18 protein-coding genes are annotated in these 20,666 nt (G+C 72.0%); 6 read left to right on the top strand and 12 right to left on the bottom strand.

The annotated features are described in order from the left end of the window. Positions 1 to 495: 495 nt before the first annotated feature. From ADL12_RS08455 to ADL12_RS08435, 5 genes are read right to left on the bottom strand one after another with little or no spacing between them, the layout of a single operon-like run. Entirely contained in the window at positions 496 to 1,293 is a 798-nt protein-coding gene (locus ADL12_RS08455) for a type III pantothenate kinase (protein ID WP_062700202.1), read from the bottom strand. An 8-nt stretch (positions 1,294 to 1,301) separates the two neighbouring features. Beyond that, positions 1,302 to 2,273, bottom strand: a complete 972-nt coding sequence (gene nadC, locus ADL12_RS08450; RefSeq protein ID WP_062700200.1) for a carboxylating nicotinate-nucleotide diphosphorylase — start codon at positions 2,271 to 2,273, stop codon at positions 1,302 to 1,304. A 5-nt stretch (positions 2,274 to 2,278) separates the two neighbouring features. Beyond that, the gene (locus ADL12_RS08445; RefSeq protein WP_062700198.1) at positions 2,279 to 3,988 is read right to left on the bottom strand and encodes an L-aspartate oxidase; all 1,710 of its coding nucleotides are present in this window, start codon (positions 3,986 to 3,988) and stop codon (positions 2,279 to 2,281) included. Continuing rightward, positions 3,985 to 4,980, bottom strand: coding sequence for a pantoate--beta-alanine ligase (gene panC / locus ADL12_RS08440; protein ID WP_062700196.1), 996 nt, complete (start codon positions 4,978 to 4,980; stop codon positions 3,985 to 3,987). Before panC ends, ADL12_RS08445 begins: the two co-directional genes overlap by 4 nt. Then, on the bottom strand, positions 4,977 to 5,906 hold the full coding sequence (locus ADL12_RS08435; RefSeq protein ID WP_062700194.1) for a Rossmann-like and DUF2520 domain-containing protein: 930 nt from the start codon (positions 5,904 to 5,906) through the stop codon (positions 4,977 to 4,979). Before ADL12_RS08435 ends, panC begins: the two co-directional genes overlap by 4 nt. Before the next feature lie 217 nt (positions 5,907 to 6,123). Here ADL12_RS08435 and ADL12_RS08430 point away from each other — a divergent pair, with 217 nt between their 5' ends. Beyond that, the gene (locus ADL12_RS08430; RefSeq protein WP_062700204.1) at positions 6,124 to 7,344 is read left to right on the top strand and encodes a threonine aldolase family protein; all 1,221 of its coding nucleotides are present in this window, start codon (positions 6,124 to 6,126) and stop codon (positions 7,342 to 7,344) included. On the opposite strand, the gene ADL12_RS54880 is transcribed toward ADL12_RS08430, so the two are convergent. Beyond that, positions 7,334 to 7,471 (bottom strand): hypothetical protein, encoded by a 138-nt coding sequence (locus ADL12_RS54880; protein WP_167364388.1) that lies wholly within the window; start codon positions 7,469 to 7,471, stop codon positions 7,334 to 7,336. The genes ADL12_RS08430 and ADL12_RS54880 overlap by 11 nt on opposite strands. Before the next feature lie 144 nt (positions 7,472 to 7,615). Here ADL12_RS54880 and ADL12_RS08425 point away from each other — a divergent pair, with 144 nt between their 5' ends. Further along, a complete protein-coding gene (locus ADL12_RS08425; RefSeq protein WP_062700192.1) occupies positions 7,616 to 8,719 on the top strand; it encodes a DUF5937 family protein in 1,104 nt (367 codons plus the stop codon). A 3-nt stretch (positions 8,720 to 8,722) separates the two neighbouring features. On the opposite strand, the gene ADL12_RS08420 is transcribed toward ADL12_RS08425, so the two are convergent. From ADL12_RS08420 to ADL12_RS08410, 3 genes are all read right to left on the bottom strand, one after another. Continuing rightward, positions 8,723 to 9,355, bottom strand: a complete 633-nt coding sequence (locus ADL12_RS08420; RefSeq protein WP_062700190.1) for an AAA family ATPase — start codon at positions 9,353 to 9,355, stop codon at positions 8,723 to 8,725. A 70-nt stretch (positions 9,356 to 9,425) separates the two neighbouring features. After that, positions 9,426 to 10,097, bottom strand: coding sequence for a response regulator transcription factor (locus ADL12_RS08415; RefSeq protein ID WP_062700188.1), 672 nt, complete (start codon positions 10,095 to 10,097; stop codon positions 9,426 to 9,428). 98 nt (positions 10,098 to 10,195) lie between these two features. Next, positions 10,196 to 11,410: a sensor histidine kinase gene (locus ADL12_RS08410; protein ID WP_062700186.1), complete on the bottom strand. Its 1,215-nt coding sequence runs from the start codon at positions 11,408 to 11,410 to the stop codon at positions 10,196 to 10,198. Positions 11,411 to 11,528: 118 nt separating this feature from the next. Between ADL12_RS08410 and ADL12_RS08405 the strand changes: the two genes are divergently transcribed. Then, positions 11,529 to 12,572, top strand: coding sequence for an SAM-dependent methyltransferase (locus ADL12_RS08405; protein ID WP_062700184.1), 1,044 nt, complete (start codon positions 11,529 to 11,531; stop codon positions 12,570 to 12,572). A gap of 35 nt (positions 12,573 to 12,607) precedes the next feature. Here ADL12_RS08405 and ADL12_RS08400 read toward each other — a convergent pair whose 3' ends face one another. Beyond that, entirely contained in the window at positions 12,608 to 13,759 is a 1,152-nt protein-coding gene (locus tag ADL12_RS08400; RefSeq protein WP_062700183.1) for an NADH-quinone oxidoreductase subunit D, read from the bottom strand. Positions 13,760 to 13,790: 31 nt separating this feature from the next. Here ADL12_RS08400 and ADL12_RS08395 point away from each other — a divergent pair, with 31 nt between their 5' ends. Both ADL12_RS08395 and ADL12_RS08390 read left to right on the top strand, forming a co-directional pair. Further along, complete coding sequence (locus ADL12_RS08395) at positions 13,791 to 14,339, top strand: PH domain-containing protein (protein ID WP_062700181.1); 549 nt, start codon at positions 13,791 to 13,793, stop codon at positions 14,337 to 14,339. Further along, on the top strand, positions 14,336 to 15,670 hold the full coding sequence (locus tag ADL12_RS08390) for a PH domain-containing protein (protein WP_062700179.1): 1,335 nt from the start codon (positions 14,336 to 14,338) through the stop codon (positions 15,668 to 15,670). The genes ADL12_RS08395 and ADL12_RS08390 overlap by 4 nt, the downstream gene beginning before the upstream one ends. 42 nt (positions 15,671 to 15,712) lie before the next feature. Here the strand turns inward: ADL12_RS08390 and ADL12_RS08385 are convergent, their stop codons facing one another. After that, a complete protein-coding gene (locus ADL12_RS08385; RefSeq protein ID WP_079051917.1) occupies positions 15,713 to 17,050 on the bottom strand; it encodes a hypothetical protein in 1,338 nt (445 codons plus the stop codon). A 156-nt stretch (positions 17,051 to 17,206) separates the two neighbouring features. Continuing rightward, complete coding sequence (locus ADL12_RS08380) at positions 17,207 to 18,325, bottom strand: alpha/beta hydrolase (RefSeq protein ID WP_062700175.1); 1,119 nt, start codon at positions 18,323 to 18,325, stop codon at positions 17,207 to 17,209. Positions 18,326 to 18,570: 245 nt separating this feature from the next. Between ADL12_RS08380 and ADL12_RS08375 the strand changes: the two genes are divergently transcribed. Further along, positions 18,571 to 20,403 carry a phosphatidylglycerol lysyltransferase domain-containing protein gene (locus ADL12_RS08375; RefSeq protein ID WP_062700173.1) on the top strand — a complete coding sequence of 611 codons (1,833 nt, stop codon included), beginning with the start codon at positions 18,571 to 18,573 and terminating at the stop codon, positions 20,401 to 20,403. Positions 20,404 to 20,666: the final 263 nt, after the last annotated feature.

The raw sequence follows: 20,666 nt of genomic DNA, 5'->3' as shown, positions 1-20,666 counted from the left end.
CACCCGCGCGAACAGCTCCCACAACTCGTCCGGCACCAGCCGCTCAACGATCCCTGCCACGACCGGCAGCTTACCCAGCCAAATGAGATGACGTCTAAGCCGCGCACAGCCCCGTCCATCCGCTGAGGCGCGCGCAATCCCGTCCCCGTCCACCAACCCGCGCCCAGCCCCGCCCGTCCGCCCCAACCGCGGGCAGTCGTGCCGCTGGGGCGGCACGGGTGGGCGCGGGCGGCACCCCGCCAGCGCCGGGCCGCGCAACCCAACAAGCGGGCGGTACCGGGTGGCTGGGCCCGGCCGACGCAGTCACCCCGCGCCGGGCCGCGCGGCCCACCCCCGCCCAGCCACAACGCCGCACAACCCAACAAGCGGACGGCACCCGGTGGCTCCGCCCGGCCGACGCAGTCACCCCGCGCAACCCGCCAAGCGGGCCGTACTCAAGTCCCGACGTCGGCGTCCGGGCAGGCGGTGGCAGTGCGCCCGGCCCGGCCGACGGAGTCACATGCGGGAGACGTTGCGTTCGTACACCAGGCGTAGGCCGATCAGGGTCAGCCACGGCTCGTGTTCGTCGATGACCGAGGACTCGCCCAGGACCATCGGCGCCAGGCCGCCCGTTGCGATGACCGTGACATCGTCGGGGTCCTCCGCCAGTTCGCGGGTCATGCGGCTGACCACGCCGTCCACCTGGCCGGCGAAGCCGTAGATGATGCCGGACTGCATCGCCTCGACCGTGTTCTTGCCGATCACGCTGCGCGGGCGGGCCACCTCGATCTTGCGGAGTTGGGCGCCCTTGACGCCGAGTGCCTCGACCGAGATCTCGATGCCGGGGGCGATGACACCGCCGACGTACTCGCCGCGCGCGCTCACCGCGTCGAACGTCGTCGCCGTACCGAAGTCGACGACGATCGCGGGGCCGCCGTAGAGCTCCACGGCCGCCACCGCGTTGATGATGCGGTCCGCGCCGACCTCCTTCGGGTTGTCCGTCAGGATCGGCACGCCCGTCTTGACGCCCGGTTCGACCAGGACCGCGGGGACGTCGCCGTAGTAGCGGCGGGTCACTTCGCGTAGTTCGTGAAGGACGGAGGGGACTGTGGCGCAGATGGCGATGCCGTCGATGCCGTCGCCCAGTTCCTCGCCGAGGAGCGGGTGCATGCCCATCAGGCCCTGGAGGAGGACCGCCAGTTCGTCGGCCGTGCGGCGGGCGTCCGTCGAGATGCGCCAGTGTTCGACGATGTCCTCGCCGTCGAAGAGGCCGAGGACGGTGTGGGTGTTGCCTACGTCGATGGTGAGGAGCATGCCCGTTCCTACTCCGCCGCTCGCAGGTCCAGGCCGATGTCCAGGATCGGCGAGGAGTGGGTGAGGGCCCCTACGGCCAGGTAGTCGACGCCCGTCTCCGCGTACGCCTTGGCGTTGGCGAGGGTCAGGCGGCCGGATGCCTCCAGTGCTGCCCGGCCGTCCACGATCGCCACCGCCTCCTCGCACTCGCCCGGGGTGAAGTTGTCCAGGAGGATCAGGTCCGCGCCCGCGTCCACCACCTCGCGGAGCTGGTGGAGCGTGTCCACCTCGACCTCGATGGGGAGCTCGGGGAAGGCTTCGCGGACCGCCTTGAAGGCCTGGGACACGCCGCCTGCGGCCACTACGTGGTTGTCCTTCACCAGGGCCGCGTCGGAGAGGGACATGCGGTGGTTGACTCCGCCTCCGCAGCGCACCGCGTACTTTTCCAGCGCGCGCAGGCCCGGGGTCGTCTTGCGGGTGTCGCGGACCCGTGCCCTCGTGCCTTCCAGTACGTCCGCCCACGTGCGCGTGGCCGTCGCGATGCCCGACAGGCGGCACAGGATGTTCAGCGCGCTGCGTTCGGCCGTGAGGAGGTCTCGGGTGCGGGTGGTGATCGACAGGAGCTTCTGGCCTGCCTCCACCTTGTCGCCGTCCTCCACGTGGCGCTCGACCTCGAACTCGTCCTCGCAGACGATCGAGACGACCGCTTCGGCGACCCTGAGGCCCGCCACCACGCCCGCCTCGCGCGCGACGAAGTCGGCGGTGGCGGTCGCCTCTTCGGGGATCGTGGCGACCGTCGTCACGTCCACGCCGTGTGCCAGGTCCTCCTGGATGGCGACGTTGGCGATGTCCTCGATCTCGACCGGGTCGAGGCCCACGTCGGCCAGCAGCTGTGCGAGCGCGGGGTCGAGGCCGCACTCCAGGTACTCCTCGTCGGCACCGCAGGCGCAGTCGTCGCCGCAGCCGCCGGTCGAGGCGAGGGGAAGGTCGGGGGTGGTCACTTCTGTCACTGCTCCTGGGGCCGGGTCGGGGGGAAGTCTGCGGTGTCGGTGGTGTGCACGGCCAGTGTGCGGTCGGGGTTCAGGCGTACGACGATGTGGCGGCGCCAGGTCGTGTCGTCGCGGTCGGGCTCGTCCTCACGCCAGTGGCAGCCTCTCGTCTCCTCGCGCAGGCGTGCGGCGGCGACCAGGACTCGGGCCACGCACATGAGGTTGGTGGCCTCCCAGGTGTCGACGCCGGGCTCGGCGGTCTTGCCGTTCTCGGCGAGGGCGTCGCGGGCGTCGGTGTGCAGCTGCTGGATCTGCTCGGCGGCCTTGGCGAGGGACTCGGCGGAGCGCAGGACGCCGGCGCCGTCCGTCATGATCCGCTGGATCGCGAAGCGGGCCTCGGGTGCGAGCAGGGGGTGCTCGGGGGTTTCGGGGTACGGCACGGGGTGCGGCACGCGTGCGTGGAGGCCGTTCGACGTGCGGGACGCCGTGATGTCCACCGCGATGCGCTCGGCGTACACCAGGCCTTCGAGGAGCGAGTTGGAGGCCAGGCGGTTCGCGCCGTGCACGCCCGTGCAGGCCACCTCGCCGCACGCGTACAGGCCGGGGACGGTCGTACGGCCCTGGGAGTCGGTGCGGACGCCGCCGGAGGCGTAGTGGGCGGCCGGGGCGATCGGGATGGGGTCGTGCACCGGGTCGATGCCGTGGGCGCGGCAGGCGGCGAGGATCGTCGGGAAACGGTGCTCCCACATGTCGGCGCCGAAGTGGCGGGCGTCGAGGAACATGTGCTCGGCGTCCTGCTCCTGCATGCGCCGCATGATGCCCTTGGCGACGATGTCCCGGGGGGCGAGTTCGGCCAGTTCGTGCTTGCCCAGCATGAAGCGCACGCCGTCGGCGTCGACCAGGTGCGCGCCCTCGCCGCGTACGGCCTCGGAGACCAGGGGCTGCTGGCCCTCCGCGTCCGGGCCGAGGAACAGGACGGTGGGGTGGAACTGGACGAATTCCAGGTCGCTCACCTCAGCACCCGCGCGCAGGGCGAGGGCGACTCCGTCGCCCGTCGACACGGACGGGTTCGTGGTCGCCGAGAAGACCTGGCCCATGCCGCCGGTCGCGAGGACCACCGCGGGCGCATGGACCGCCCCTACGCCGTCGTGCTGGCCCTCGCCCATGACGTGCAGGGTGACGCCCGCCGTACGGCCCTCCGCGTCCGTCAGAAGGTCGAGGACGAGCGCGTTCTCGATCGTGCGCAGACCACGCGCGCGTACCGCCTCGACGAGGGCCCGGGAGATCTCCGCGCCGGTAGCGTCGCCGCCGGCGTGGGCGATACGGCGGCGGTGGTGGCCGCCCTCGCGGGTGAGCTCCAGGCCGCCCTCCTCGGACTCGTCGAAGTGGGCGCCGGTCTCGATGAGGCGGCGTACGGCGTCGGGCCCCTCGGTGACGAGGATGCGGACCGCGTCCTCGTCGCACAGGCCCGCGCCCGCGACCAGGGTGTCGTCGAGGTGCTGTTCGGGGGTGTCGCCCTCGCCGAGGGCCGCGGCGATGCCACCCTGGGCCCAGCGGGTGGAGCCGTCGTCGAGGCGGGCCTTGGTGACGACGACGGTCGTCAGGCCGGCGGCCTCGCAGCGCAGGGCCGCGGTGAGACCTGCGACGCCGGAGCCGACGACCACGACGTCCGCGGAGATGGACCACCCGGGCGCGGGCGCGTGCAGTCGTATGCCTGTGCTGGTCACGAGGCGGCTCCGAAGGTGAGGGGGATGTTGTCGATCAGCCGGGTCGTCCCGACCCGGGCGGCGACGGCGAGGACGGCCTCGCCGGTGAAGTCGTCCTCGGTGATCTGGGTGAAGTCCGACGGGTCGACGAGGGCGACGTAGTCCAGTTCGAGCGGCGGGTCGAGGCGGGCGGCCTCGTCGAGGACCAGGCGGGCCGCCGCGAGGACGGCCGCCGGGGCGCCCGGGACGGCTTTGGACACGGCATGCGCGTCGGCCGCCGCGCGGGACTCCCCTATGGCGCTGAGCGCCTCGGCACGCGCGCGCGTGGCGGGCACTTCGCGCGCCCGTGCGCGCAGCGCCTCCTGCGCGGCGTGGCGGTCACGGCCGGCGAACAGCGCCTGGGAGAGCGCGAGCGCGGTGCGCCGTCCCTTGGGCGAGAGGTAGCGGTTGCGGCTGGAGAGCGCGAGGCCGTCCTCCTCACGCACGGTCGGGACGCCCACGATCTCGACGCCGAAGTTCAGGTCGCGCACCATGCGGCGGATCAGGGCGAGCTGCTGGGCGTCCTTCTGGCCGTACAGGGCGACGTCGGGGCGGGTGAGGTGGAGCAGCTTGGCGACGACGGTGAGCATGCCGTCGAAGTGGCCGGGGCGCGAGGCGCCCTCCAGGCTCTCTCCCATGGGGCCGGCGCTGATGCGGACCTGGGGCTCGCCGCCCGGGTAGACCACGTCCACGGAGGGGGCGAACACCGCGTCGGCGCCCGCCTGTTCGGCGATCTTGAGGTCGGCGTCCAGGGTGCGCGGATAGCGGTCGAGATCCTCGCCCTTGCCGAACTGCAGGGGGTTCACGAAGACGGTGACGACGACCTCGCCGTCCGGCCCGGCGATGTGGCGCGCGGTGCGGATCAGGGTGGCGTGGCCCTCGTGCAAGGCGCCCATGGTCATCACGACGGCGCGGCGGCCGCTGCGCACGCGCGCGTGCAGTTCGTCGGCGGTGCGCAGCAGGGTGGTGGTCATCGGGCGTCTCCCTCGGCCCCGTTGGTCCCGGTGGCGAGTACCCCGAGGAGGTCCTCGGCGAGCTCCGGCTTGAGCAGTCCGTGGGCGAGCGCCCGGTCGGCGGTCGCGCGCGCCATCGCGAGATACCCGGCGACGGTCTGCGGGGCGTGCCGCCGCAGCTCCGTCACGTGCGCGGCGACGGTGCCCGCGTCCCCGCGCGCGACGGGGCCGGTCAGGGCCGCGTCGCCGGAGCGCAGGGCGTTGTCCAGGGCGGCGCCGAGCAGCGGGCCGAGCATCCGGTCGGGGGCCGCCACACCGGCCTCGCGCAGCAGCTCCATGGACTGGGCGACCAGCGTCACCAGGTGATTGGCGCCAAGCGCGAGGGCCGCGTGGTAGAGCGGGCGCATCTCCTCGGCGATCCACTCGGGTTCGCCGCCCATCTCGATGACCAGGGCCTCTGCGGCCAGCCGCAGCTCCTCGGGCGCGGTGACGCCGAAGGAGCAGCCGGCCAGGCGCTGGACGTCCACGGGAGTGCCGGTGAAGGTCATCGCCGGATGCAGGGCCAACGGCAGCGCGCCCGCGCGCAGGGCGGGGTCCAGGACCTTCGCGCCGTATCGACCGGAGGTGTGCACCAGCAGCTGGCCCGGCCGTACGGCCCCGGTCTCGGCGAGGCCCTCGACCAGCCCGGGCAGCGCGTCGTCCGGGACGGTCAGCAGGACCAACTCGGCGCGCGCGAGGACTTCGGCGGGCGGCACGAGCGGCACGTCGGGGAGCAGCTGCGCGGCCCGTCGCCGGGAGGCGTCGGAAACGCCGGAGACGGCGACCGGGCGGTGCCCGGCGAGCTGGAGGGACGCGGCGAGCGCGGGGCCCACGCGGCCGGCGCCGACGACACCGACGGTGAGCCGCGCGGGGCGGTCCCTGGGATCTGGCTGTTGGCTTGTACTCACGCGACGGAGGCCTTCCCGTTCCAGTCCGCTCTGGGTACCGGACGATTTCTCGTCATGTTAACGCGATCGGTTCGAGGGGCGTCCGGTTGTCCACAGGCTGTGGGTTATCGCACGCCCCGCGCCGGGAGGGCGGGCGCGGCGTGCGGACGGCGTGCGGACGGCGTGCGGACGGAAATGCGCGTGCTCGCGCGTGTGGGCGCACGGCATGATCCCGCGCATGAGCGATACGGCGGAACAGACCGGGCGACACATCGAGCGGCCCGAGGAGTCGGAGCCCTTGTCGGACGCCGAGCAGCGCAAACGGCGTCGGGAGCGGCGCATCGCCGCCTATCGCGGCGCGCGACAGGTTCTCGCACGCCCCGGCTTCCTGGGCACCCTCCGCGAGCGCCTGGCGCTGCTGGACGAGGCGCGTGCGCTGGATCTGCACGACCTGGACGAGACGGTGGACCTCTATGGCGACGGCATCGTCGGCGCCCTGGAGGAGAAGGTCGCAGGGCTGCTCGGCAAGGAGGCGGCCGCGTTCTTCCCGACAGGCACCATGGCCCAGCAGGTCGCCCTGCGCTGCTGGGCGGGCCGCACCGGCAACCCGACCGTCGCCCTGCACGCACTGGCCCACCCCGAGATGCACGAACGCGACGCCTTCAGCCAGGTCAGTGGTCTGCGCCCGGTCCACGTGACGAGCGAGCCCCGGTTGCCGACCGCCGACGAGGTGCGCGACTTCGACGAGCCGTTCGGGGCGCTGATGCTCGAACTGCCCCTCAGGGACGCCGGTTTCGTGCTGCCCTCCTGGGAGGAGCTCATCGAAGTCGTGGAGGCGGCGCGAGAGCGTGACGCGGTGGTGCACTTCGACGGCGCGCGCCTGTGGGAGTCCACCGTCCACTTCGGCCGCCCGCTGGAGGAGATCGCGGGCCTGGCGGACAGCGTGTACGTGTCGTTCTACAAGTCCCTCGACGGCTTCGGCGGCGCGGTGCTCGCCGGGCCGCAGACGCTGGTGGACGAGGCGAAGGCCTGGCGGCACCGCTACGGCGGCACGGTGTTCCAGCAGTTCCCCACCGCGCTGTCGGCGCTCGCCGGACTGGAGCGGGAGCTGCCCCGGCTGCCCGAGTACGTGGCCCACGCGCGCGTGGTGGCCGCCGCGCTGCGGGACGGCTTCGCGGCGGCCGGGGTTCCGTGGACGCGGGTCCACCCCGAGCCGCCGCACACGAACGAGTTCCAGGTCTGGCTGCCGTACGACGTCGACGTCGTCACGGAGGCCGCGCTCCGGCAGGCCGAGGAGACGAAGACCGTCCTGTTCGGCCATGCCTGGGACGCCAAGGGCCCGGGCCTGGCCTGCACCGAGGTCTCCGTACGTGCCGCCGGCCTGGAGTGGACGGCCGACGATGTGAAGACGGCGGTCGCGGAGTTCGTGGCCCGGCTGAACGAGGAGGTCAGCAAGTAGAACGCGGCCTCAGATGCAGCCACCGGCGCAGGGCCTGCCAATCGTGGATGCCGGGCGCGGGCGGGGCGGGCTCGCCGAGCCGCTGGGCACGGTAGGCATCGAGGAGGTGGTGCTGCGTGATGCTCATGGCGGGTCGCCTTCTCGGACGTAGGAGACGCGGGAGACTTCGGAGACCTCCCAGGTTGCGTCGGCCCGGCCGTCACGTCGCGTCGATTGACGGCTCCCGTCAATCGACGGAGGCGTTGTCAGTGGCGGGGTGCACCATGAGGGCATGAGCGTGAGCATCGACATCGCGGGGCTGCGGCCGGAGAGGGTAGCCGTCGTTCCCTCGCCCCTGGCCGAGCTCGGCATGGCGCTGCACGCGCTGTCGGAGCCGGGGCATCATCCGGGCCTGCAAGGCTGGGCGACGAGTGCCACCGCCCGGCTCGATCCGCACCTGGCCGACCGGATGTGCGAGGCCGACTTCCTGTGGCGGACGACGTTCTCGGATCTGTTCCTGCCCTACGCGGGCATCCCGGGCGGAGCGCTGCCCGGCGCGACGCTCGCCGAGGAGCTGGACCTGCTGGACAAGCTGACGGACGAGCAGTTCGTGGACGCCGCCCTGGAGTTCACGTGCACGCTTCCGTCAACCACGCAGGGACCTTCCGTGCCGGCCGACGCGGAGCTGCGCCAACGCGCTCTGGAGCTGGCCGCCGCGCGCGGGCCGCAGCAGCTGCGGTTCAGCCGGCGGCTGCTCGATGATCCGCCGCGCATCCGGGCCTGGCTGCGGCAGTTCCTGGAGGACTGCGACGAGGCGTTCTTCGCGGACGCCTGGTCCCGGCTGCGCTACCAGCTCGCGGCGGACGCCCGCCGCAAGACCGACCTTCTGCGGCACAAGGGGCTGACCGGGGCACTGACCGCGGTGTCCCCGGCGGTGAGCGTCGACGAGGCCGCCAACAGGGTCACCATCGACAAGCTGCGCCTGGGCCACACCGTCATCAAGGACAGCAGCCTGCTGCTCGTGCCGACGAGCCTGGGCTGGCCGCATCTGCAGGTGCTGGATCGGCACGGTTGGCAACCGGTGCTGCACTACCCGGTCGGCTCCCCCGGGCTCGCCGCGCCACCTTCGGTCGACCAGCTGACCCTGAGGATGACCGCCCTGTCCCACCCGGTGCGGATGCAGCTCTGCCGCAGCCTCGCCCGCAGCACGTACACCACGAGCGAACTCGTCCAGATCCACGGCATGACCGCGCCCGAGATATCCCGGCACGTGAGCGTCCTGAAGAAGGCGGGCCTGATCACCACCCGCCGGCGGGGGCGGTACGTCCTGCACCAGTTGGACGCCACCGCGGTCGCTCGGCTCGGCAGTGACTTCCTCGAAGCGCTCCTGAGGTGACCGTCAGTCGAACCGGATGTGCCTGATCCCGACCCCCACCTGCCGCAGCCGAGTCCGCAGCGTGCCCTCGTTGTTCGACCGGAGTGTCAGCCCGGCCAGGACAGCGATGCGGTCCGCCGTCTTCGGCACGGTCGAGTGGTCCGTCCACAGGTGCTCGGCGAACTCCGGCTCACGCAGCCGCTCCAGACAGTGGTCGAGCTGCTGCACGGCCCAAGTCTCGCGGCGCAGCGCGGCGTTCTTCCCGGCGACGTACCGAAGGAGGTGCCCGAAACCACGCTCGCGCAGCCGCTTCAGGACGGTCTCACGCTCGGCGAGGAGCGTGAAGTGCCGTACGTCGTGGCCGAGTTCGCTCAGCCGGCCGACCGTCTCGGCGAAGTAGTCGGGGTTGGTGACCGTCATGGGGGCGATCACCACGCCGTCGTGCTTGGTGAGGGCGAGGTCGAGGACCTCGACGACGCCCTGCCGCCAGGACGCCAAGTCCTGGAAGTCTCCGCGCAGTTCGGGCGGAAGCATGCGGCGCAGACCGAAACCGGGGTGTTCGGGGTCGCAGATGACACTGCCGGGCAGGCGGCGCTGGATCTCGTGTGCGGTCTGTGTCTTGCCGCCCCCGAAGGGGCCGTTGATCCACAGGAGCATGCGCAGACCCTAGTGTGCGCCGGTCACACGCGGGTGACGCCACGGTCTCGGCCGCACCCGCCGGCCGTGCTCAGCCGTGTCCGCCGGCCCGGACCAGCCCCGTCTCGTAGGCCAGGACCACCACCTGCACGCGGTCGCGCAGCCCCAGCTTGGTCAGGATGCGGCCGACGTGGGTCTTCACCGTCGCCTCGGACAGCACCAGCCGGGCGGCGATCTCGCCGTTGGACAGGCCCTGCGCGACCAGCACCATGACCTCGCGCTCGCGGTCGGTGAGCCGTTCCAGCTCCTTGTGCTGGGGCTCCTTGCCGGCGGAGGGCAGCATGGGGGCGAACCGGTCCAGGAGCCGCCGGGTCGTCGACGGGGCCACCACCGCGTCGCCGCTGTGCACGGAGCGGATGGCGCCGAGGAGCTCGCCGGGCGGCACGTCCTTGAGCATGAAGCCGGAGGCGCCGGCCTTCAGCCCGGAGAAGGCGTACTCGTCGAGGTCGAAGGTGGTCAGGATCAGCACCTTGGGCGGTTCGGGCTCCGAGCAGATGCGGCGGGTGGTCTCCACGCCGTCCAGCTTCGGCATGCGCACGTCCATCAGCACGACGTCGACGGGGGTCGAGCGCAGCACCTGGAGGGCCTCGACACCGTCGCCCGCTTCCGCGACGACCTCCATGTCCGGCTGGGCGGCGAGCACCATCCGGAACCCGGTGCGCAGCAGCACCTGGTCGTCGACGAGCATCACGCGGATCGTCATCGGGGTCCTCTTCCGTGTCTTCCGTATCCGTCTACAGGGGGGTTCTGCGGGGCGTTCTACAGGGGCGTTACAGGTGTCAACAAAGGACATGCTCAAGGTCAGTGTGCTGGTTTGAGGGGCAGCAGCGCACTGATGCGGAATCCTCCGCCCGGGCGCGGCCCCGCGTCCAGGGTGCCGCCGACCATGCCGACCCGCTCGCGCATACCGATCAGGCCGTGCCCCTGGCCGTCGGCACCACCCTCCTCGTACAGCTCGTGCGGGGCTCCCTTGCCGTCGTCCTCGACGAGCAGGCCGAGACCGTCGTCGAAGTAGACCAGGCGCACGCTCGCGCCGGCGTTCGGCCCGCCGTGCTTGCGGGTGTTGGTGAGCGCCTCCTGCACGATGCGGTACGCCGTCAGCTCGACGCCGCTGGGCAGCGGGCGCGGGGTGCCCTCGACCTTGAAGTCGACCGGCAGGCCGGAGGTGCGGCACTGCTGGATGAGCTCGTCGATCTGCTCGACGTCGGGCTGCGGGACGTACTCGCCGCCCTCCTGGTGCTCGCCGGTGCGCAGCACCCCGAGCAGGCGGCGCATCTCGGCGAGGGCCTGGCGGCCGGTGGAGGAGATGGTCTCCAGGGCCTTCTTGGCCTGGTCCGGGGCGGCGTCGAGGACGTAGGCGGCGCCGTCGGCCTGCACCACCATCACCGAGACGTTGTGCGCGACGACATCGTGCAGCTCGCGCGCGATCCGGGCGCGTTCGGCGGCGACCGCGACCTTGGCCTGCGCCTCGCGCTCCTTTTCGAGCCGGGTCGCGCGCTCCTCGAGCTGCTCGTAGTACGCGCGGCGGGTGCGGATCGAGTCGCCGAGCACCCAGGCGAGCGCGAACGGCACCGTCATGAAGATCATCAGGGCCACGGTGCCCAGGATGCTCGAGTCGTTCTCCGGCCAGCGCAGCTGCGCCAAGGGTGCCGCGCCCAGTCCGACGGCCAGTGCGAGCCGGGAGGCCCAGCGGGCGCCGGTCGCGGCGACGGTGTAGGTGATCACCAGGAAGGCGAAGTTGGCGGCCGTCGTCGACACGTCCAGTACCAGCTGCGCCACCCCGACGCCGATGGCCAGCAGCAGCATCTTCTCCGGCATACGCCGGCGCAGTGCGATGACCAGGCACAACAGGAGGACGACCGGGACGACGAGCGCCGCGGACCGGGTGCCCCGAACCTCCTGCCCGGCCTCCTCCTGGACGGCCGTGCTCATCACAGAGATCCCGAAGAGAAGGACGGCCCAGAAGGTGTCGACCCCTGTCGGGTGCCTGCGGAGGAAGTCATAGAGGCGCTGCACGTAACCCAGCGTAGGGAAGCGAGATGCGTGCAGGGGTCAACCGGAGGGCCGATCCGCACCACGCGCGCGTACTCCGCAAGGTGGAGGCTGCGTTCTCCTGTGCGCTTAGCCTGGGCCGGTGACAGCAGAGACGACGGACGAGTGGCTCGGGTGGCGCGCGGCAACGGAAGCCGCCCTGTACGGGCCGGACGGCTTCTATCGCCGCCCCGAGGGACCGGCCGGCCACTTCCGTACGTCCGTCCATGCGTCGCCGCTCTTCGCCGGTGCCGTGGCCCGGCTGCTGTGCCGGGTCGACGAGGCTCTGGGCCGGCCCGCGGTCCTCGACTTCGTGGACATGGCGGCAGGGCGGGGCGAACTGGTCACCCGCGTACTGGCCGCCCTCCCCGCCGAGGTGGCGGCACGCACGCGTGCGTACGCCGTCGAGGTCGCCGACCGCCCGGAAACCCTGGATCACCGGATCGAGTGGCTGCCCCAGCCGCCACAGCGGATCTCGGGCCTGCTGTTCGCCAACGAGTGGCTGGACAACATCCCCGTGGAGGTCACGGAGGTGGACTCCATGGGCGTACCCCGCCGGGTCCTCGTACGACGGGACGGCACCGAGCGCCTCGGGGAGCCGGTCGTGGGCGCGGAGGCGGAGTGGCTGGAGCGGTGGTGGCCGCTGGGGCGTGCGCAGGGTACGGAGGCCGAGGAAGACGAGGAAGGCGAAGGGCTCCGGGCCGAGATCGGGCTGCCGCGGGACGAGGCCTGGGCTGCCGCCGTCTCGGCACTGGAGCGGGGGCTCGCGATCGCCGTGGACTACGCGCACACGGCGCCGGCCCGGCCGCCCTTCGGGACGCTCACCGGCTTCCGCGAGGGGCGGGAGACGGCGCCCGTGCCGGACGGTTCCTGCGACATCACGGCGCATGTCGCCCTGGACGCGTGCGCGACGGCGTGTGCGCTGTCCGGCGCGCGCCTGGTGTCCCAGCGCGAGGCGTTGCACACCTTGGGCATCTCAGGCACACGCCCCTCGCTCGAGCTGGCCTCCACGCGCCCGGCCGAGTACGTACGCGCCCTCGCGACCGCAGGAGAAGCCACCGAACTCACCGCGACAGGCGGGCTCGGGGACTTCGGGTGGCTGGTCCAGCCGGTTGGAATTCCGAACCCACTCGAACCACTCGCCTGACCTGTCGGACCCGCCTTTGACCTGTCGGACCCGCCCTACTTGTCGATGTCCCCCACCACGAAGAACATCGACCCCAAAATCGCCACCATGTCCGCGACCAGCGTCCCCGGCAGCAGTTCGACCAGCACCTGGATGTTGTTGTACGACGCCGAGCGCAGCTTGAGCCGGTACGGCGTCTTCTCGCCCTTGCTGACGAGGTAGTAGCCGTTGATGCCGAGCGGGTTCTCGGTCCACGCGTACGTGTGGCCCTCGGGCGCCTTGAGGACCTTGGGGAGGCGCTGGTTGATCGGCCCGGGCGGCAGCTCGGCGAGACGGTCCAGGCAGGCGTCGGCGAGGTCGAGGGCGTTGTGGGTCTGCTCCAGCAGGCACTCGAACCGGGCGAGGCAGTCGCCCTCCTCGCGAGTGACCACCTTCAGGACGTCCTGCAGCTCGCCGTAGGCGAGATAGGGCTCGTCACGGCGCAGGTCGAAGTCGACGCCCGAGGCACGCGCGATCGGCCCGCTCGCGCCGTACGCGTGCACGGTCTCCGGCGCGAGGACGCCCACGCCCCGCGTGCGCCCGCGGAAGATCTCGTTGCCGAGCACCAGGTCGTCGAAGCGGTCCATGCGCGAACGTACGTCGGCGACGGCGGCACGCGCGCGCGTGGTCCAGCCGGCCGGCAGGTCCTCCTTCAGGCCTCCCACCCGGTTGAACATGTAGTGCATACGCCCGCCGGAGACCTCCTCCATGACGTGCTGGAGTTCCTCGCGCTCCGTGAAGGCGTAGAAGATCGGCGTGATCCCGCCCAGCTCCAGCGGGTACGACCCCAGGAACATCAGGTGGTTGAGCACCCGGTTCAGCTCCGCGAGGAGCGTCCGCGTCCACACCGCCCGCTCGGGCACCTCCATGCCGAGCATGCGCTCCACGGCGAGGACGACGCCCAGCTCGTTGGAGAAGGCCGACAGCCAGTCGTGGCGGTTGGCGAGCATGATGATCTGGCGGTAGTCGCGGGCCTCGAACAGCTTCTCCGCACCGCGGTGCATATAGCCGATCACCGGCTCCGCGCGCGTGATGCGCTCACCGTCCAGGAGGAGCTTGAGGCGCAGCACGCCGTGCGTGGACGGGTGCTGGGGACCGATGTTGAGCACCATGTCGGTGCTCTCCGCGGCGCCGCCGATACCGACCATGGTCTCCGTCGTAGGAGTCATGGACACAGTCTCCCCTACGTACGCTGGCCTCATGGAGACGGGGAGCCCGGAGCACACGGGGACGGCGGGAGACGAGCGGGTGGCGGACCAAGGGGCGGAGGCCGAAGGGGCGGAGGCCGAGCCGGGCTGGACCGGGCTGCCGCCGGGGCTGCTGAAGATGCGGCGGCTGTTGCTGGTGGTGTGGCTGGGGCTGCTGACGATCGGCCTGGCCCTGCTGCTCGGGCTGCTCGCCGGGCCCGGCTGGGCCGCCTTCGCGCTGTTGCCGCTTGCCCTGATGGCGTGGGGCTGGGTGATGATCGGCCGCAACTGGCGTTCGTGGCGCTACGCCGAGCGCGCGGACGACCTGCTGATCAGCCGGGGCGTGCTGTGGCGTGAGGAGACGGTCGTGCCGTACGGCCGGATGCAGCTGGTCGAGGTCACCTCCGGCCCCGTGGAGCGGCACTTCGGGCTGGCCAGCGTGCAGCTACACACGGCCGCCGCGGCCACCGACGCGACCATCCCCGGCCTCGACCCGGCCGAGGCGGAACGGTTGCGCGACCGGCTCACCGAGCTGGGCGAGGCACGATCGGCGGGGCTGTGACGGCGCCCGGCGTCGACGACGCCATACGCGAGAAGCGGCCCGTGACCGACCGGCGGCTGCACCCCGTGACGCCGCTCAGGCGCGCGTGGGCGCCGGTCGCCGTGCTCATCGGCTGGGCGGTGCACGACCCCGACCAGGCGCAGCGCCAGCTCACCAGGCTGACGACCACCACGATTCTGCTCGCGGTCGCCGTGCTCGTCCCCGCGGCCGCCCTGTACGGCTTCCTCACCTGGTGGTTCACGCACTTCGCGGTGACCGACACCGAACTGCGCATCCGCACCGGCCTGGTGTTCCGGCGCACCGCGCACATCCGGCTGGAACGCATCCAGGCCGTCGACGTCACCCAGCCGCTGCTCGCGCGCGTGGCGGGCGTCGCGAAGCTCAAACTCGACGTCATAGGCACGGACAAGAAGGACGAACTCGCCTTCCTGGGTGCGGAGGAGGCGCGTGCGCTGCGCGCGGAACTCCTCGCGCGCGCCGCCGGTTTCGCGCCCGAGACGGCGCACGAGGTCGGCGAGGCGCCGTCCCAGGAACTGCTGCGCGTGCCCCCGGGCGTCCTGGCCGTCTCGCTCGTCCTGACCGGCGCCACCTGGGCGACGCTGGCCGCCGCGATCGTCGTACCGACCATCCTCTGGCTGGCCACGGAAAGCGTATGGACGGTCCTCGCGACCGCGGTTCCGCTGTTCGGCGCGGCGGGGGCGAGCAGCGTGGGGCGGTTCGTCACCGAGTACGACTGGACGGTGGGCGAGTCACCGGACGGGCTGCGTCTCGACCACGGCCTGCTCGACCGGGCGCACGAGACGGTGCCGCCCGGCCGCGTCCAGACCGTACGGATCGTCGAACCGCTGCTGTGGCGGCGGCGCGGGTGGGTGCGGGTGGAACTGGACGTGGCGGGCTCGTCCAACTCGGTCCTGCTCCCGGTCGCCCCGCGCGAGGTCGCCGAATCGGTCGTCGCGCGCGTGCTGCCCGGGGTGACCGTCCCGCCGCGCGCCTCGCTGTCGCGTCCGCCGCGGCGGGCGGGCCGGTGTGTGCCGGTGTGGTGGCGCGGATATGGCCTGGCCGTCACGGACGCGGTGTTCGCCGCCCGGACCGGCCTCTTCCAGCGGAGCCTGGCGCTCGTACCGCACGCGAAGGTCCAGAGCGTACGGCTGGCTCAGGGCCCCTGGGAGCGCGTGTGGGGCGTGGCCGACGTACGCGTGGACACCGGGGCGAACAAGACGGTGACCGCCCGGCTGAGGGACGCCGGGGAGGCGGCGGAGCTGCTACGGGGGCAGGCGGAGCGCTCACGCACCGGGCGGAGGGACGCGCGGCCGGACCGGTGGATGGCCTGAGCAGCCGTCGTGGCGTGACCCGCCCGCGCGCACCGGCCGCAATCAGGAAACCGCGCTCCGCAGCCCCTGCACATCGATCTGTTCCGTCTCGTCATGCGCGGTCAGGTCGATGACCTGCCCGATGCCCCGGGACTCCTCGTCGGCCGGCTTGAACCCGGCCTCGGACTCGGCCTTGTGGAGGGCGAGGGCCTCCTGCCCGACGACGTCGGCGAGGTCCTCGTTCTGGACGGACTCGAGCGCGGAGGGCCCCTCCCCCGTCTTGGTGCCGAAGAAGTCGAAGCCACCTTCGATCGCCGTACGCCGTACGGGCGTCGCCGGTACGACGGCCACCGCGGTCGGCGCGATGAAGTGCCCTGCGGGCTGCCGGGCCGCAGGCAGGGCCGGCTGGGCCTCGGCGACTGCGCCTGACGTGGGGATGGCGGTCGCGCGCTCGTGCCCGTCGACCGCCTCGGGCTTCCCCTGCGCCTCGTCCTCCAGCGCGGGTTCCGTCTCGGACCCGCCGGTGACCGCCGCCTCGACGGCACCCGAACCGGCCTCCACCGACTCGTCGTCGGAGGGACCGTCGCCCTTCGGGGGATCGTTCTTCGGCGGCTCGTTCTTCGGGGACTCGTTCTTCGAGGGCTCGTTCTTCGAGGGCTCGCCGTCGTTCACCGAGCCGTCCCCGGCCTTCCCCGGACCGTCCCCGTCCGGCGTCCCCTGGCCCTCGTCCCCGTCGAACCGCGCCAACGCCGCGCTGGCCCGCAGGAACAGCCGGGAACCCTCCGGCGAGAAGATGGCCGGCGTCTGAGCCGCCTCCTCCGCGCCCTCGGTGTCCAAGTCCTCGGTGTCCACGTCCTCCGCCTCGGCCGGGGCAGCCACAGCCCCCTCCGCAGCGGCGGAAGCCGCACCGTCGACCGGCGCCGGCGGCAACGCGCGCGCGGGCGTGGCCGCCTCAATCTCCAGAACCCGGCGTTCCTCCAGGACGCTCGCGCGCTCGGTCTCCGCCGTGGCGTACCGGCGCAGCAGCGCCGCGTGCTCGTTGCGCAGCCCCGCGAGTTCCGTCCGCTTGGCCCGCAGCCGCTGCTCCAGCTTCACGCGCAGCTCGCGCGACTCCTCGAGGTCGGTCTCCAGCTCGGCGACCCGCTCCTCGTACCGCCACTCGTCGCTCGCACGCGCGCGCGTGAGGTCGGCGACGCGCTTGCCCGCCTGGGTGTCCCAGCGGCGCATGACGACCGCACCGACGACCGCCGTCGCCGCGGCGGCCGCGGCGAGGCCGCGCAACACCATGGGTTCGGTGAACACCCAGGGGGCCAGGGCACAGACGACGGAGACGCCTGCGATCGCCGACGGTGGCAGCAGCCTGTGCAAGGGCGGGGAATGACGGTGACGTCCACGTGGCATGGCCAGAAACTTACCGCGCGTAGGCGAATCTTGTTGCCCCGCCCCGCAAAAACACAGCCATCCCGAGTCGTTCACAGGGCATCAGGAATCAGATACGCCACCGAATTGGCCAAGAACCAAGATCACAAAGCCCCGAGGGCCACGTCACGGGTCGAGTCACCTGCTGCTCAGCCGCCCGCTCATCCACTCCAGCGTCCCCGGAATCTCCCGCCGCCAGGTGTTGAAGTTGTGTCCTCCGCTTTCCAGGATGATCGACGAGATCCGCGTCAGCTTCGTGGCCTTCACGCGCTCAATGAACTTCAGCGTGCCCTTGTAGTTGGATTCTCCAACTTTGCTGCTGCTGACGAGCAGTGAAGTGTCCGGCGCGGGCATGTGCTTGAGGTACCACCACAGGTTCGCGCGATTGCGCAGTTCCTCGTCGCCCTGGAAGAGATCGCCCGTCGTCGGGTCGATCGGCGCCTTGTAGTACGCGGAAAGCCCCGCCCCGGCGGCGTACACCCGGGGATGGTGCATGGCGAGCTTCAACGCGCAGTAGCCGCCCGTGGAGTCACCGATGATGCCCCAGCTGCCCGCTTTCCTGCCCACCCGGTAGTGGCCGCTCACGGCCTCGATCAGATCTTTGGCGAAGAACGTCTCGGTCTGCGGGCCGCCCGGGATGTCCACGCATTCCGTGTCCCGCGGCGGCGCCACGGTCGGCCGCATCATCACCAGGATCATCGGCTGCATACGGCCGTCCCCGGCAAGCCGCGCGGCCGTACGCGGATAGTCGAGCTTGTCCACCAGCGCCTGGGCCGTACCCGGATAACCGGTGAGGACGACGGCCGCCGGGAACGTACGCGTGCGGTATTGCGGCTGAAAATACTCCGGCGGCAGGTAGACGTACGCGGGCGTCGCGATGTGCGTCGTACGGCCCACGATGCCGATCTTCTGGATCTGCCCGCCCGTCTGCGGCCGGGCACTGGCCGCGCCGGGCACGCGCCGCGTGTCGACGACCTCCAGCGGCCCGCCGGTCGGCGTGTGGTCCACGACGACGCCCTGGTCGGTCTCCTGCCCGAACAGGTCGGCCCAGCTGGCGTAGAACCCGAATGCCTGGTTGGTGACGAGGCCGACCGCCGCGAAGAGCATCAGCTGTGTGGACAGCAGCAGACCGACGCGTCCGCTCACGTTCCGCCAGCCGCGCCGGGCCAGCCGTGGCCACAGCCACACCGTGCCGACGAACAGCCCTATGGCGGCCAGAACCGCCAGCGCCAGCACCTTGTTGCTCGTGAGACCCATCGATGGTTACCTGCCCGCACTCTCCGCCCGGTTCGCGCTTCCTGCGCGCTGCCTCCCCCGCACCTTCGCAAGGGCTTGCCCCGGACTTTCCTTGGCCTTTGAAACGGTTTTGAGGAGCTGAGTGAACCTCTCCCCTCGAGACACCGTCCTAGAGGGCGCAATGTCGCCGGATGCCCGATCGGCACCGGATCCAAGGTCTCTCGCAGAACTAATGGGATGCGATGTCTGTCAGGACAGATGTGGAAATGTCGGGCGGGGTTCCCCAACGATCAAGTCAGGTACAGCACCTGCCGAGCCGAGTACGGCATCTGCTGCGAGGCCCGCGCCCGGAGGCCGTTCCCCTTCTCGTCGGCAGGGCCTGCGCCCTGGTGGGCCTGCTGGACATCGCCGCGGGCGTCTTCCCGCGCTTCCGGCACAGCCGTATGCACGCCATCGCCGAGGTGCTGCCGGGCTCGACGGGCCCGTTCGCGGCCGCGCTGTCACTCAGCGCGGGCGTGCTGCTGCTCCTGCTCGCCCACGGCCTCAAGCGCGGCAAGCGGCGGGCCTGGCGCGCAGCCGTCGTCCTGCTGCCGGCCGGAGCGGTCGCGCAGTTCACGTACCGCCACTCCCTGGTGGGCGTCCTCATCTCCGTTGTGCTGCTCACGGCCCTGCTGCGCCACCGCGACCAGTTCGCGGCGCTGCCCGACCCGCGCAGCAGGTGGCGCGCGCTGGCCAACCTCGTCCTCATGGGCGCCGGTTCCCTCGCCCTCGGGCTGGTCATCGTCAGCGCCCACCCGAACACCCTGATCGGCGACCCGAGCCTGGCCGACCGCATCACCCACGTCCTGTACGGCCTGTTCGGCTTCGAGGGCCCGGTCGACTACCAGGGCAACACCTCGTGGACGGTCGCCTTCTCGCTGGGCGCCCTCGGCTGGATCACCGCGGTCACCACGATCTACCTCGCCTTCCGCCCCGAACACCCCGCCGCACGCCTCACCGAGGACGACGAGGCACGGCTGCGTGCCCTGCTGGTCAAGCACGGCGGCCGCGACTCCCTCGGCCACTTCGCGCTGCGCCGCGACAAGGCCGTCGTCTTCTCCCCCAGCGGAAAGGCAGCGGTGACGTACCGCGTCGTCTCCGGCGTGATGCTCGCCAGCGGCGACCCGATCGGCGACGTGGAGGCCTGGCCCGGCGCCATCGAACGCTTCATGGACGAGGCCAAGGCCCACTCCTGGACCCCCGCCGTCATGGGCTGCTCCGAGACCGGCGCCGAGGTGTGGACCCGCGAGACCGGGCTCGACGCCCTCGAACTGGGCGACGAGGCGGTGGTGGACGTCCCGGATTTCTCGCTCGCCGGCCGCGCGATGCGCAACGTACGACAGATGGTCAAGCGCATCGAGCGCGCCGGTTACGAGACCCGGGTACGGCGCGTTGGTGACCTCGGCGAGGCCGAGCTGGACCGCATCCGCCGCGCCGCCGAGGACTGGCGCGGCACCGACACCGAGCGCGGCTTCTCCATGGCGCTCGGCCGCGTCGGCGACCCGGCCGACGGCGACTGTCTCATCGCCACCGCCCACAAGGCCGACGAGGAGCCGGGGGCGTACGGCGACCTCAAGGCGATCCTCCACTTCGTGCCGTGGGGCACGGACGGGGTCTCGCTGGACCTGATGCGCCGCGACCGCTCGGCCGACCCCGGCATGAACGAGCTGCTGATCGTGGCCGCCCTCCAGGCCGCCCCGAAGTTCGGCATCGCGCGCGTGTCCCTCAACTTCGCCATGTTCCGCTCGGCACTGGCGCGCGGCGAGAAGATCGGCGCGGGCCCGGTGCTGCGCGCCTGGCGCGGGCTGCTCGTGTTCCTGTCCCGCTGGTTCCAGATCGAGTCCCTGTACAAGTTCAACGCCAAGTTCCAGCCCCGCTGGGAGCCCCGCTTCGTCGTCTACCGGGCCTCCGGCGACCTGCCCCGCCTCGGCTTCGCCGCCATGCAGGCGGAGGGCTTCGTGAACCTGGCCCTGCCGCTGCCGCGCTTCCTGCGCCGTCGCACGGCCACCCGGCGTCCGTGCGCCCACGCGGTGGCGGAGCGGGACGTCCGCGCGGCGTGACACGGCCGTCCCAGGGCGGTGTGATGCCGCCTCCAGGACAGGCCCGAGCGGCAGCCCACCCCGCCCCCACCCCAGGGCTGCCGCTCGGGCCACCGCACGTCCCGGCACTCCCTGGGCCTGCGCGGCACTCCGCTTCCTGCGCCGCCGTACCACCGCTGCGCGCCCATGCGCACACACGGTGGCGGAACGGGACGTCCACGCCGCGTGACCGGAACCGCACCCACCCAAGACAGGCCCGAGCGGAAGCCACCCCACCCCCACCC

The organism is Streptomyces regalis (assembly GCF_001509475.1).
GTDB lineage: Bacteria > Actinomycetota > Actinomycetes > Streptomycetales > Streptomycetaceae > Streptomyces > Streptomyces regalis.
Note: the sequence above shows the minus strand (reverse complement) of the source record. Positions and strands in the feature narration are given on the sequence as shown.